Annotated in this window: 12 protein-coding genes; 6 read left to right on the forward strand and 6 right to left on the reverse strand. The window is 72.1% G+C overall.

The window, feature by feature from the left end:
• Positions 1-50 precede the first annotated feature (50 nt).
• Positions 51-539 carry an ATP-binding protein gene (locus AB0O11_RS07455; RefSeq protein ID WP_363382814.1) on the forward strand — a complete coding sequence of 163 codons (489 nt, stop codon included), beginning with the start codon at positions 51-53 and terminating at the stop codon, positions 537-539.
• A 321-nt stretch (positions 540-860) separates the two neighbouring features.
• On the opposite strand, the gene AB0O11_RS07460 is transcribed toward AB0O11_RS07455, so the two are convergent.
• The 3 genes from AB0O11_RS07460 to AB0O11_RS07470 all read right to left on the reverse strand — a co-directional run bounded on the left by AB0O11_RS07460 (position 861) and on the right by AB0O11_RS07470 (position 3,648).
• Positions 861-1,703, reverse strand: a complete 843-nt coding sequence (locus AB0O11_RS07460; protein ID WP_363382816.1) for a hypothetical protein — start codon at positions 1,701-1,703, stop codon at positions 861-863.
• 465 nt (positions 1,704-2,168) lie between these two features.
• Positions 2,169-2,963 (reverse strand): hypothetical protein, encoded by a 795-nt coding sequence (locus AB0O11_RS07465; RefSeq protein ID WP_363382819.1) that lies wholly within the window; start codon positions 2,961-2,963, stop codon positions 2,169-2,171.
• A 202-nt stretch (positions 2,964-3,165) separates the two neighbouring features.
• A complete protein-coding gene (locus AB0O11_RS07470; protein ID WP_363382822.1) occupies positions 3,166-3,648 on the reverse strand; it encodes a DUF6882 domain-containing protein in 483 nt (160 codons plus the stop codon).
• Between the two features lie 82 nt (positions 3,649-3,730).
• Between AB0O11_RS07470 and AB0O11_RS07475 the strand changes: the two genes are divergently transcribed.
• Positions 3,731-4,465: a hypothetical protein gene (locus AB0O11_RS07475; RefSeq protein WP_363382824.1), complete on the forward strand. Its 735-nt coding sequence runs from the start codon at positions 3,731-3,733 to the stop codon at positions 4,463-4,465.
• 227 nt (positions 4,466-4,692) lie between these two features.
• Here AB0O11_RS07475 and AB0O11_RS07480 read toward each other — a convergent pair whose 3' ends face one another.
• Positions 4,693-5,943: a hypothetical protein gene (locus tag AB0O11_RS07480; RefSeq protein WP_363382827.1), complete on the reverse strand. Its 1,251-nt coding sequence runs from the start codon at positions 5,941-5,943 to the stop codon at positions 4,693-4,695.
• A gap of 498 nt (positions 5,944-6,441) precedes the next feature.
• On the opposite strand from AB0O11_RS07480, the gene AB0O11_RS07485 reads away from it, so the two are divergent.
• Entirely contained in the window at positions 6,442-7,302 is an 861-nt protein-coding gene (locus tag AB0O11_RS07485; RefSeq protein WP_363382830.1) for an EamA family transporter, read from the forward strand.
• Between the two features lie 95 nt (positions 7,303-7,397).
• The gene (locus tag AB0O11_RS07490) at positions 7,398-8,171 is read left to right on the forward strand and encodes a class I SAM-dependent methyltransferase (protein WP_363382833.1); all 774 of its coding nucleotides are present in this window, start codon (positions 7,398-7,400) and stop codon (positions 8,169-8,171) included.
• A gap of 64 nt (positions 8,172-8,235) precedes the next feature.
• Here the strand turns inward: AB0O11_RS07490 and AB0O11_RS07495 are convergent, their stop codons facing one another.
• Positions 8,236-8,988 carry a TetR/AcrR family transcriptional regulator gene (locus AB0O11_RS07495; protein ID WP_363382835.1) on the reverse strand — a complete coding sequence of 251 codons (753 nt, stop codon included), beginning with the start codon at positions 8,986-8,988 and terminating at the stop codon, positions 8,236-8,238.
• A gap of 147 nt (positions 8,989-9,135) precedes the next feature.
• Here AB0O11_RS07495 and AB0O11_RS07500 point away from each other — a divergent pair, with 147 nt between their 5' ends.
• Positions 9,136-9,789: an NAD(P)H-dependent oxidoreductase gene (locus tag AB0O11_RS07500; protein ID WP_363382838.1), complete on the forward strand. Its 654-nt coding sequence runs from the start codon at positions 9,136-9,138 to the stop codon at positions 9,787-9,789.
• Between the two features lie 21 nt (positions 9,790-9,810).
• A complete protein-coding gene (locus AB0O11_RS07505) occupies positions 9,811-11,358 on the forward strand; it encodes an MDR family MFS transporter (RefSeq protein WP_363382841.1) in 1,548 nt (515 codons plus the stop codon).
• A 69-nt stretch (positions 11,359-11,427) separates the two neighbouring features.
• Here the strand turns inward: AB0O11_RS07505 and AB0O11_RS07510 are convergent, their stop codons facing one another.
• The gene (locus tag AB0O11_RS07510) at positions 11,428-12,795 is read right to left on the reverse strand and encodes an L-serine ammonia-lyase (RefSeq protein WP_363382844.1); all 1,368 of its coding nucleotides are present in this window, start codon (positions 12,793-12,795) and stop codon (positions 11,428-11,430) included.
• Positions 12,796-12,885: the final 90 nt, after the last annotated feature.

The following is a 12,885-nucleotide window of genomic DNA, read 5'->3' on the forward strand; positions in this document are numbered from 1 at the left end:
GGGGCGAAACAGATCAGTCATCGGTTCCCGGGGCCGGCGCGGTGGCCGAGGTGTCCTGGATCGACGTCCAGGGCGGCGGGCTCTCGGCGCTGGAGCGGCTCACCTCCGAGGAGTTGGAGGAGCTGTACTCCGGCAGACTGTGCGACCAGTCGGCGCCCAGCGAGGTGCGGCTGCCGTCCCGGCCGGAGTCGGGCCCGGTGGCCCGCAGACTGGTGCTCTCCGTCCTGGAGTCCTGGGATCTCCACCAGCACCTGGAGGCCGGGGAACTGCTCACCGGCGAGCTGGTGGCCAACGCGGTGCGGCACGCGGGCGGTCGCACCATCGGCCTGCACGTCAGCCGCAAGCCCGGCTGGCTGCGGATCGAGGTCCGCGACTCCTCCCGGGCGCTGCCCTGCATGATCCTCGCCGAGGCCCGGCCGGTGAACGAGCGCGGGCGGGGGCTGAAGATCGTCGACGACCTCGCCGACCGCTGGGGCGCGGACCTGCTGCCGCGGGGCAAGGGTGTCTGGTTCGAGCTGAAGGTGCGCGAGCGGCCCTGAGGTTTCTTGTGCCCTGCGTGCTTCCTGCGGAAAACACGCGGGGCCCCCGGATTCGCCGTGGTCCGGCGGATGGGGGCCCCTGCAAGTCATCGCGCCGGCCAAGGGGGTGCGTGCCGCGCGATGGGCGTCGGCAGTGCCAGGTCGGGCCCGCCGAAGTTTTCGCCCAGGTCGGCGCGCTGTGTCGCCCGCCTCTGGACTTCCTCGACTATCGCACGGATCTCAGCATGTGGGCAAACCGGGCGGCTTTGATTTCAAGGTTTGTAACCTAGTTCACCTTTGGATTTTGCATAGGTTAACGACCTCGCCTGTGAATATTCATGATCACGGCGATGTGGCCATGGCTTGGCGGGCTCGGGCGGCGTGTGCGCGGACGGCGGTGGGGGAGAGGCGTCGGCGGGGCGGCGGGGTCGCGGGAGTGTCGCGGCAGGCGCGGCAGAGGCCGCCGAGGAGCGCGGGCGGACGGCAGGGGGTGCGGCAGTCGGTGCACTCGATGATGCGGGCCGGCTGGGGTCGGGGTTGGGGCTGGGGGAGCGGGCGCTCCGGGGGCATCTTGTCGAGCAGGCGGCGGCGGGTGAAGGCTGCCGGGCTGTGGACGCCGTCCGGCGGTAGGCCGGCGGTGAGGGCGGCGGTGAAGAGGGCCGGGGAGGTGCCCCGGGCCAGCCACTCGGCGGCCAGCGGTTCGAGCGCTGCGCAGTCGGCGGCGGAGAGCGCGAGACGGGGGTCGGTGAGGCCGAGTCCGGCGAGGGCCGCGTAGGCGGCCGAGGTGGGGGAGGTGTGGTTGAGCGTTCGCTCCTTGGGGGGATCGGGCGCTGCGGGCGTTGACGCCTCCCCGGTGGCGAGGAAGCGAGCCCACCAGGCGTCGGAGCGGGGCGTGCGGGAGAAGTAGGTGCGGAACACCCAGCGGCACTGCTTGTCGCCGACGCGTTCGCGGACGCGACGCAGGTGGCCTGCGGCGGAGAGCTTGTTGAGGGCCGTGCGGCAGGCCATCTGCCCGTAGTGGGGCTGGAGGACGGCGAGGGTCTTCGCGTCCATGGCGGCACCGTCGGGGAGGTGGTCGATGAGCGAGGCGAGGTAGGCCTCGCGCGCCGGGAGGTGGGTGAAGTCGGCGGCGGCGCGGGGGCGTTGGTCCGGAGCGGACTGCTTGCCGTACCCGGGGGCGGCCATGGCGGTATTGTCGTGGGTAGCCACAGGATCGAACCCTCTTCGATCGTGCCGGTCAGACCCCCGTTCGGTGTTGGTAGCACCGGCGGGGGTTGTTTCGTTGGTTCGCACGCTACACGGGACAACCAGCTGTGGCGTAGTCGTAACGATAAGTCATATCTGCTGCGTGTAGGGGTGGTTGGAAGGTGGTTACCACCCGTTCCATTAAGGGGTCACTCGACCGGTGCCGCTTGAGCTTCGGGGGCGAAGGTCCCCACCCCCTTCCTGCTCCGCATCGAGGTCTCCGACGCGAACTCCGACCTCCCCAATCTCCGCAACGTCACCCCCGACGACGAGTCCGGCCGAGGCCTCGAACTCGTCGCCGCCCTTGCCGCCTCCTGGGGTGCCCACCCGTGCGGCGAGGGCTACATCGGCAAGACCGTCTGGTGCGAACTCGCCCTCCCCTCACCGGCCAACCCGCACGGCTGATTACTTGACGAGCTTGGCCAGTTCCCGCGCCAGCGCTGCCGTGTCAGGGAAGTCGCCGTATTTGTCGGCGCCGCACCGGAGGTTCAGAACTCGATCGCCGATGCGGACGAGGACCGTCTCGTTGCCCAGGTAGCCCCCCTGCGGGAGCATCTTGAAGTCCAGCGCCTCGTCGCCCAGGCCGTTCAGCGGCTTGGCGACGAGGCGTGTTTCCACATCACTGCCGCCGGTGCCCACGCGCTTGTTGACGAACGACGGGCAGCGCGCCGCGAAATCCCTGATGGTGGCCAGCTGCTTCGCTGCCTGCCCGGTGCGGAAGGAGGCCACGGTCACCAGGGCGGCGTACTCATTGCCGTCGGTGGACTCCAACTGCTGGCTGGCGTATGCGGCCTCGCCGTCCAGGACGGTCATGTTGCGCATGACGTCGCACGGCGCCGTGGGCCCCAGCGCCGTGGTGCCGGAGAGGACCTGCGCTCCGCTGTCCGACTCGTGGGTGGAGCCGAACTTGGTGTTGAGGGCCCAGCCCGACGGGACGGTTTCCGCGGTGGGCAGATACGCCTTGAGGGCGCTTCCGAGGACGATGGACGGATCCACGCTCGGGATGGCCGGGGTGGGCGTCGGTATGAGCGTCGGCAGCCGGAGATCTGTCGAGGCCGTCTTGTGCTCCGGACCTACGGATATCGTCGCGGTCGGCACGACCGGGTTCGACGAACCGCCACCGCTCGATGAACCGCCCCCGGAGCACCCCGCCGCGCCGGCAAGGGTGAGCACGATCCCCGCCGTCACCAGAACTCGCACCTTGGCCACTGTGGACCTCGCCTCCCTCGCGCTGATATGACAGTTCGTCAACAACGCTACCCCGCCGTGCAACACCGGCTCTGCCCGAAGCCGGAAGGGCGCCGGTCCTGCGGAGTCGTGGCCGTGCCCGACGCCCAGTACGCCGCCCACGTCCGAGAACCCGCGCGGCTGACCCTCGGCGTCTGCCAGACGTCCGCCGTCGTCATCCGGCGGTGAGTGTCAAGTCGTGGACCAGGAAGTGGAGTTCCACGTCACCCGTGGACTCCGCCCACAGCAACTCGGCGTCGAGCACGGATGCCGCGACCAGTCGAGCCTCGGCGACGAGCTCCGGGTGGTAGTCGAAGCCAGGCCAGGGCAGGACGGGGTGGTCGTTCTCCTCGCCGAACCGCCGGACCCGCTCGATGTCACCCAGGACCGGGTGCGGCAGTGACTCGTTCGCCCAGGACCACAGCCAGGACCGCTGGGGGCGGCTGACGCTGCCGATCATCGTGAGCCGGCCGGTGAGGAACACCTTCCCGTCGCGCGACCACGCGATCTGCGCGTCGTCCATCGACCAGTGGTACTGCACGTCACCCGACAGTCCGAAGCGTTCGACCATGAGGGCCTGCCGAGTGCGGGCACGCTCGCGGGCCGCGAGTACGACCTCCTCCCATCCGGAGTGGTCATGCTTCGAGCGGTCGTCCACTTCGCCTCCTCGCACGGAACTGTCGGCAAGATCATCCCACCCTCCGGGAACAGGCCGGAGCGGTCGAACACCGCGGACCACCGTGAGCGAGAATCGCGGCATGGTGATGGCGCGGCACTGGTACTCGTCGGCTCCCGTGGTGGACGGTCTTCCCCTGATCGGCGAGCCGGGGTTCTGGGCCGCGCACCTCGCCGACCTGTACGAGGGCCTCTCGCCGGAGGACCTCGGCGCGGACCCGGCCGACGCCGGCGCCATGCTGGAGCGGCTTCACGACAAGGCGGCGTGGCCCGTCTTCACCGTGCGTCTCACCGGCGACTTCGCGATCGTCGTGCACTACAACAGCGGCGAGGAGTTCACGAGCACCGACTACTTCCTGACGCACTCGGCGTGGTTCGACTCCCTGGTGCTGGCCAGCGACGACCAGGACCGGATCGGTCCGGGCCTGTGCTGGCCCGAACTCGCGGCAGTGCTCCACGCGCCCGACGGGGCCGACGGAGTCACCGATCCCCATGCCCGGATCCTGCTTCTCCTGCCCGTACTGGGCGATGCCGGGGCCCCTCCGGAAGCGGTGGACCTGGTGGTGGCGGCGCTGAGGGCCCAGGGCGCCCCCGACGGGTGCGAGCCGCTGGCCAGGCGCCTGCTTGAAGGCCACCCGATGTGGGGCGCCGAGGCGTGGTCGTTCGACGCCGACGAGCAGAGCTGGATCTGCGACGGCGAGCACAGCCCGCGGAAGACTCCGTTGGGCGAGCGGCTGTCCGCGGAAGGCAGGACCGCGCTGCAGGCCTGCCTCGCGCCGGTCGACCAGGTCAGAGGCTGAGGGGCTTGCGCAGGAAGTCGACCCCGCCGACTTCCTGCGCCCGCTCCTGCTGCGCGGGGTAGTGATCGGGCCGGATGAGGAGTTCGCGGCGGACGTGGTGTTCGCCCGCTCCCTGCTCGATGACAAGGTGACCGCGCGGCCCGGTGACTGAGGCCGACCCGCCGACCACGCGAGAAGTCGGGTGGGCCGACTTCTCGCGCCTCGGGGCGCGTCGATGACGGCCCGGGTCAGGAGATCGAGAAGCCCATCTGGTTCACCACTGGCGTCATCGGCACGTACATCACCTGCGAGTAGCAGGTCGTCGGGTGCGCCGTCGACCCGGCCGGGCAGCCGACCTCCGACCTGGCGGCCACGATCACGCCGCGGGCCTCCATGTCGCCGTTCGGGCCGGACGGGTTCGCCAGTGCCGGGCCGCCGCTGTCCCCCTTCGCGGCGATCGCCCGGCGGTCGCCGCCCTTCGACTCCGCGACGTCCACCGGCTTGATCTTCGTGCCCTCGTCGTTCGTCGTCTCCACGTCCACCCGCTTGATCTGTACGTCGCACTTCCAGCCCGACTGGGCGCCGCTGAGGCAGACGAGGTCCCCGACGTTGTTCCGCCCGGCCCCGTACGTGTGCCGGGACGAGCCGCCCTTGTCCGACCAGGCGCGGTCGTAGAACCGGCCGCCGCCGTTCCCGTTGATCGCGATCATGCCGACGTCCAGGCCGTCGCCGACCGAGGACAGGTCGCCGATGTAGCTGCCGGTGCCGTTGTAGTACCGGCCGCCGCCGCAGTGCGCAGCGGTCAGCACCACCTTCGTCCCGCCCTTCCAGCCGCTGAACGCCGTCGAGCAGAACGACGCCTTTCCGGTGCTCACCTCGGCGCCCGCGTAGTACGGCGAGCTGTCGGAGTGCCGGCTGCCGGACAGTGCCACCGGTGTTCCCTCGACGCCGGCCGTCACCGGCATCCCGGCGATCTCGGCGGCCTGCGAGGAGTACGCCTGCGCGTCCGCGTCACCGCCGGTCAGTTGCTTCGCCTTCGCCGGCGCGTACGTGATCGCGATGGCGGCACCGTCCTCCTGCGGGCCGATCGACGTCCAGGCGTCGCGCGCCACGGCGGCGGTGAACCGGTCGATCGCGGCGCGCATCTCCGCTCGGGAGTACGGGCTCCGGTGGACGTCGACGGTGTAGCCGGGCCGGGCGTTCGCGTCGAGCAGGGAGCGGACCGTGGCCGGGGCCTCGCCCTTCCAGTAGATGTCGGCGCGCTGGTTCGACGCGTCGATCACGGTCCCGGCGTAGCCGGCCGCCGCCGGCTCCCCGGACTCCACCCAGTCCTGCACCGGATCCGTCATGCGGTGGAGCAGCTGCTGGGCCTCCGGATCGCGGAGCACCGGCAGGCTCACGGACAGGTACGGCTCCTCCTGCACGACATCGACGGCGACCAGGCCGGAGGCGACCACGACGGCCAAGGCCAGGGACAGCACGAGGCGGGAGCGTCGCATGAGCGGGTCCTTCCGGTGAGCCAATGGGCCGACACTCAGCGTAGGGGTCGATCAACGGTCCGCTACGGCCGGAAGCCGTGGACCAGGCCGTCAGTGGGTGCACGCGAGAGGCAACGCGCCCCCGGCAGGGGCGGGACGGCCTCCCGGAGGCAGGTGGGGCGCCTGCGCCCGGACCGTCACCCCGAGGCGGTCGCATGAGAAGTCGGACCGGCCGACTTCTCGTGCAGGCCGGTCGGTACCATCGACGCGTGAACCTGTACTGGCACGTCGTTCTGCCACCGCTCAGCGCCTGATCGGGCGCGCGCTTCGGTGGCTTGATCCCCTGCGCCCCCGGCTCGGCCCGATGACGGCCGCCGAGGGTTGACGGCGTGCGCCCGTTCTCGAAACCCCTCTGACGGTCTTCGACGACGGAAGTTCACGACTGTGCCTCATCGTTTGTCCTCGCCTGCCCGTTCTCTGCCCACGGCTCCTCGCCGCCCCCGTTCGCGCGGTGGTGCGGTGCCGATCCTGATCGCCGCCGCGCTCTGGGGCACCACCGGGACGGCCAGTTCGCTGGCCCCCGGCGGCGCCCCCGCGGCCGGGATCGGAGCCGCCGGGCTGGTGCTCGGCGGGCTGCTGCTGTTCCTGTCCGACCACACCGCCCGTACCCTGCCCCGGCACTGCGCGTCGCGCGAGCGGTGGCTGCTCGCGGCCGGCGCGGTCGCGGTGACGGGCTACCCCCTGACCTTCTACCCGGCGGTGAACCGGACCGGGGTGGCGGTGGCCACCGTGATCGCGCTCGGCAGCGCCCCGGTGTTCACCGGGCTGCTCGGCTGGCTCGCCCGGCAGGGGCGGCCCGGCGGGCGGTGGGCCGGGGCGACGGCACTGGCCGTGCTCGGCTGCGCTGTCCTGGTGCTGGGCCCCGAACTCGCCGGTGGCGGTGGGGCAGTGGACCCGCTGGGGGTGCTGCTGGCGGCACTCTCCGGGCTCTCGTACGCCGTCTACTCGCTGATCGGCGGGCGGCTGATCTCGCACGGGCACCCCTCGGGCGGGGTGATGGGGGCGATGTTCGGCGGCGGGGCGCTGATCGTCCTGCCGGTGCTGCTCGCCGGTGACCTGCACTGGCTCGCCACGGTGCGCGGGGCGGGCGTGGTGCTGCACCTCGCGGTGGTCACGACCTTCCTCGCGTATTGGCTGTTCGGCCGCGGCCTGCGGCACACCACCGCCCAGGCGGCCACCACGCTGACCCTCGCCGAGCCGGCTGTCGCGGCGGTGCTCGGCGTCGCGGCCCTGGGCGAGCGCCTGCCCGCCGTCTCCTGGTGCGGCCTCGCCGTCCTCGCCGGAGGGCTGGCCTTCCTGGCGCTGCCCGGTCGGCGGTAACTGCGCACCGCTGCACAGGAAGTCGGCCCGGCCGACTTCCTGTGCGATCGGGCGAACCGGTTGCCGTCGGCGGCCCCCTTTGCTGGGCTGGGCGGATGGGACACCTGGGGAAAGAGAGTGGGCCGGTGGCGTACGACCGGATCGGCGTCGGATACCGGCGGGTCCGGCGGCCGGACCCGCGGCTGCACGCGCTGATCGGGTCCGCGCTGCGGGGTGTGCGCACGGTGGTCAACGTGGGGGCGGGGGCCGGGTCGTACGAGCCGGAGGAGGCCGAGGTGACGGCCGTCGATCCGTCGGAGGTCATGCTCGACCAGCACCCGGGGCGGCGGAAGGTCAAGGCCTCGGCCTCGCAACTCCCCTTCGAGGACGGCGCCTTCGACGCGGCGATGGCCGTGCTGACCGTCCACCACTGGCCGGACCTGCGGCAGGGGCTCGCCGAGCTGCGGCGCGTCGCGCGGCGGCAGGTGGTGTTCACCTGGGATCCGGCGCACCGGCCGCAACTGTGGCTGCTGGAGGACTACCTGCCGGAGATCCGGGAGCTGGAGGACAGCCGCTTCACCCCGCTCGCCGAGGTGGTGGAGGCCCTGGACGCACACACCGTGCTGCCGTTCCCCATCCCGCACGACTTCACCGACGGCTACCAGGCCGCCTACTGGCGGCGGCCGGAGTGCTACCTCGACGGGACTGTCCGGCAGGCCAGTTCGACCTTCGCGACGCTGCCGCCGGAGGTGGTGGAGCCGGCGATCGAGCGACTGCGGGCCGATCTCGCCGCGGGGAAGTGGCACCGGCGGTACGCCGACCTGCTCGACCTGGAGAGCATCGACTACGGGTACCGCCTGGTCGTCGCGGGCGAGCGGGCGGCCGGGTGACGATCCCGCTGGCTGCCGCTGCGCGGGAAGTCGGGCCGGCCGACTTCCCGCGCAGGCGTGCCGGTCAGAGGGCGAAGTGGGCGGCGATGCCGTCGAGGACGCAGTCGAGGCCGGTTGCGAACTGCCAGTCGGGGTCGTCCTTGCGGGTGGCCTCGTGGAGGTAACGCTGGTAGCTGGGGTAGCGGCCGGTGCTCATCAGCCAGCTCATCCGGGGGGCGAGGCCGGCCCGGGTCTGGTCGCCGTCGGACCAGCCGCGCTCGCGGCGGAGGGTCTCCAGGGTGACCTCGGCGGCGACCGAGCCGTGGACGTAGCCGGTGACGGTGCGGAACACCGCCATGGTGGTGTCGGCGTCCAGGCCGTGTTCGGCCAGGGCGGCGAACGCGCGCTCGGGGACGGCCAGTTGGTTGGGGCTGAGGGAGAACGGGGTGGCCGTCCGGACGGTCCACGGGTGGGCCAGGTTCATCGCGCGCAGGTGGACGGCCAGGGCGCGCATGGTGTCCCGCCAGCCCTCGGAGGTTGCGTCCAGCGGGAGTTGGCCGTACACGTGGTCGACCATCAGCTCGATGAGTTCGTCCTTGCCGGAGACGTACCGGTAGGCGGCCATCGGGGCGACGCCGAGCTCGACGGCCAGGCGGCGCATCGTGACGGCGTCCAGGCCCTCGGCGTCCGCGATGGCGACCGCGGCCTCGGCGATCCGGTGCGGGGTCAGGGTGGTGCGCGGCGTGGGGGCCGGGCGGTCCAGGCGCTCCCAGAGCGAGATCTGGGGCTTGTCGTCGCCTGCGGGGGTGTCCCCGGTGGGGGCCTGCTGAGCGGGCACGGGGCGGGCTCCTTCCGGCTGGGGTGCTTCGCAGCCTAGCAGCTGCCGTGTACGGCGTATCGGTAGTGGACGGCGTACGCGTCGATGTGTACGTTGTATTCGCAACGGATACGCCGTACACAGCAGCCGTCCCGGAGGGGGATTCCCATGTCCACGGAACAGAAGGCCACGGAGCAGAAGGCCACGGAGCGGAAGTCCACGGAGCAGAAGCCCGCGGCGCAGAACCTGAAGGTCGCCGTCCTCGTCGGCAGCACCCGCGAAGGCCGCTTCGGTCCGGTGGTCACCGACTGGCTGCTCGGCCACCTGGAGGCCCGCGGCGATCTGACCGCCGACCGGATCGACCTGGTGGAGACCCCGCTGCCCACCACCTTCCCGTCCTTCGGTGGCGAACTGCCCCCGGGTGACGCCGAGTTGCTGGCCGCGGTGTCGCCCCGGCTGGAGGCGGCCGACGCCTTCGTGTTCGTCACGCCCGAGTACAACCACAGCTTCCCGGCCCCGCTGAAGAACGCCATCGACTGGCACAACCGGCAGTGGCACGGCAAGCCGGTCGGCTTCGTCTCGTACGGCGGCCTGTCCGGGGGCCTGCGGGCCGTCGAGCAGCTCCGGGTGGTGATGGCGGAGCTGAACGCCGCGACGATCCGCAACACGGTCAGCTTCCACGGCGCCGCACAGTGCTTCGACACCGACGGCAAGGCGATCGACCCGGCCGCCGACGCCGCCGCCAAGACCATGCTCGACCAGCTCGCCTGGTGGGCACAGGCGTTGCGGGACGCCCGGCAGGCGCGCCCGTTCGCGGCCTGAGCCGGGGGAGGGGCGGACACCATGACCACGGAACCGGCCGAGGAGGAACGGCCCAGGCCGCCGCTGCTCGGCGTGATCGGGCTGATGCTCGGCATCTTCCTCTCGGCCCTCGACGGCCAGATCATCGGCACCGCGCTGCCGACCGTCGTCGGCGACCTCGGCGGACTGGAGCACCTCTCCTGGGCCGTCACCGCCTACCTGCTGACGTCCGCCGCCGCCACTCTGCTCTGGGGCCGGCTCGGCGACCTGTACGGCCGCAAGGGTGCCTACCAGTGGGCGGTGGTGCTGTTCCTGGTCGGCTCGGTGCTCTCCGGACTCGCCCAGGACATGGGGCAGCTGATCGCCTTCCGGGGCCTCCAGGGGATCGGCGCGGGCGGGCTGATGGTCGGCGCGCTCTCGGTGATCGGGGTGCTCGTCCCGGCCGACGACCGGGCCCGGGTGCAGTCGGTGATCGGCGTGCTGATGCCGATCGCCTTCGTCGGCGGACCGCTGCTCGGCGGCTTCCTCACCGAACGCCTCAGCTGGCGTTGGGCCTTCTACGTCAACGTGCCGGTAGGCCTGCTGGCACTGCTCGCGGTGGGGACGGGGGTGCGGCTGCGGACGGAACGGGTCCGGGCGCCCTTCGACTGGGCCGGGGTCGCCCTGCTGACCACCGGCATCCTCGCGCTCACCCTGGTGGGCAGCTGGGGCGGCGTCACCTACTCCTGGACATCCCCGCAGCTCCTCGGCGCGGCGGCCGTCGCGGTGATCGCGCTCGGCTGGTTCGCCCGGACCGAGCTGCGCGCCCCCGGGCCGCTGATCCCGCCCGCGCTGTTCCGAAGCCGCAACTTCACGGTCGCCCAGGTGCTGGGCTTCCTGGCCGGCGCGGTGATGATCGCCCTGGTCGGCTACCTGCCGCAGTACCTGCAGCTGGTCCGGGGTGCCTCGCCCACGGTCGGCGGGCTGCTCCTGCTGCCGCTGATGCTCGGCATGATGGGCACCCAGCTGGTGACGGCGCGGCTGATGGGCCGACCGGGCGGCGAGCGGCGCTACCCGTTGCTGGGCGGGGCGCTGACCCTGGCCGGCTCCGCGCTGCTGCTGTTCCTGCGCACCGACACCCCGATCGCCCTGGCCTCCGCCCTCACCGCCGTCGCCGGGATCGGCCTCGGCCTGGTGATGCAGAGCACCATGCTGACCTCGATGGGCGCCGTCCCTCGCCAGGACATGGGCGCCGCGATGGGCGTGGTCACCCTGCTCCGCAGCATCGGCGGCTCGCTCGGGATGGCCGTCCTCGGTGCGGTCTACACGGCGCGGCTCGCGAGCTCGCTCGGGGAGCGTCTGGGGTCCGCCGAGGCCGGCCGCCTCACCGGTGGCGGCGGTCTGACCCCGTCCGCGTTCGCCGGGCTCCCGGCCGAGGTCCGCGATGCCGTCGGGGTCGCGGTCACGGGCGGCCTGCACGGCACGGTCGCGGGCGGCGTGCTGCTGGCGGCAATGGCCACGGCGGTCGCCTGCCTGGCCCGCCCGAGCCGGGCCCCGGACCCGGTCGGGACGGGAGCTCCGGTCGGGCCCCGGGTGGAGGCGGGGGCCTGAGGCGTACCGGACGTGCGAAGGCCCCCGGGCGGAGCGGGAGACCGCCCGGGGGCCTTCAGCGCGTCGTGATCAGCACTCGATGACGTTCACGGCGAGGCCGCCGCGCGAGGTCTCCTTGTACTTGATCTTCATGTCGGCCCCGGTCTCCTTCATCGTCTTGATCGCCTTGTCCAGCGAGACGTGGTGCCGTCCGTCGCCGCGCAGCGCCATCCGGGCCGCGGTGACGGCCTTGACCGAGGCCATGCCGTTGCGCTCGATGCAGGGGATCTGGACCAGGCCGCCGACCGGGTCGCAGGTGAGGCCGAGGTTGTGCTCGATGCCGATCTCGGCGGCGTTCTCGACCTGCTCGGGGGTGCCGCCGAGGACCTCGGCGAGGCCGCCCGCGGCCATCGAGCAGGCGGAGCCGACCTCTCCCTGGCAGCCGACCTCGGCGCCGGAGATGGAGGCGTTCTCCTTGAAGAGCATGCCGATGGCGCCGGCCGCGAGCAGGAAGCGGACGATGCCGTCCTCGTCGGCGCCCGGGATGAAGTTCAGGTAGTAGTGGAGGACGGCCGGGATGATCCCGGCGGCGCCGTTGGTCGGCGCGGTGACCACCCGGCGGCCGGAGGCGTTCTCCTCGTTGACCGCCATCGCGTAGAGGGTCACCCACTCCATCGCGTTGGCCGGGCCGATCCCCTCGGCGCGCAGCGTCCGGGCCGCCGCGGCGGCCCGGCGGCGGACCTTCAGGCCGCCCGGCAGGATGCCCTCGCGGGTCATGCCGGCCCGCACGCACTCCTGCATCACGGACCAGATCTCCAGCAGGCCGGTCCGGATCTCCTCCTCGCTGCGCCAGGCCTTCTCGTTCTCCAGCATCAGGCCGGAGATGGACAGCCCGGTCTCCCGGGTGAGCCGCAGCAGCTCCTCGCCGGTGCGGAAGGGGTAGCGCAGCGCGGTGTCGTCGGGCTTGACCCGGTCCGCGCCGATCGCGTCCTCGTCCACCACGAAGCCGCCGCCGACCGAGTAGTAGGTCTTCTCCAGCAGGGTCGAGCCGTCCGCCGCGTACGCCCACAGGGTCATGCCGTTGGCGTGGTACGGCAGCGACCGGCGGCGGTGCAGGACCAGCTGGGTGTCCGGGTCGAAGTCGATGGTGTGCTCGCCGAGCAGGCTGATCCGCTTCTCGGCGGTGATCCGCTCGACGTCCTTGTCGGCCTGGTCGACGTCGACGGTGCGGGGCGAGTGGTTCTCCAGGCCCAGCAGGACGGCCTTCGGGGTGCCGTGGCCGTGGCCGGTGGCGCCGAGCGAGCCGTACAGCTCGGCGCGCACGCCCGTCACCCCGTCCAGCAGGCCTTCGGAGCGCAGTCGGCGGGCGAACATCCGGGCGGCGCGCATCGGGCCCACGGTGTGGGAGCTCGACGGGCCGATGCCGATGGAGAAGAGGTCGAAGACGCTGATGGCCACGGGTGGACGTCCTTGTCTGGTCTCGTGGAAGGACTTGCTGGCAGGGAGGGCTGACACGGGACGGGGCACCGCACGCACTGTCCAGTGTGC

This window comes from Kitasatospora sp. NPDC093102 (assembly GCF_040683915.1).
GTDB lineage: Bacteria > Actinomycetota > Actinomycetes > Streptomycetales > Streptomycetaceae > Kitasatospora.

Coding starts and splice junctions, on each gene's coding strand:
- AB0O11_RS07460 (WP_363382816.1), bottom strand. CDS start 1,703: ATGGCCGCCCCCGGGTACGGCAAGCAGTCCGCTCCGGACCAACGCCCC.
- AB0O11_RS07480 (WP_363382827.1), bottom strand. CDS start 5,943: ATGCGACGCTCCCGCCTCGTGCTGTCCCTGGCCTTGGCCGTCGTGGTC.
- AB0O11_RS07490 (WP_363382833.1), top strand. CDS start 7,398: ATGGGACACCTGGGGAAAGAGAGTGGGCCGGTGGCGTACGACCGGATC.
- AB0O11_RS07500 (WP_363382838.1), top strand. CDS start 9,136: ATGTCCACGGAACAGAAGGCCACGGAGCAGAAGGCCACGGAGCGGAAG.
- AB0O11_RS07505 (WP_363382841.1), top strand. CDS start 9,811: ATGACCACGGAACCGGCCGAGGAGGAACGGCCCAGGCCGCCGCTGCTC.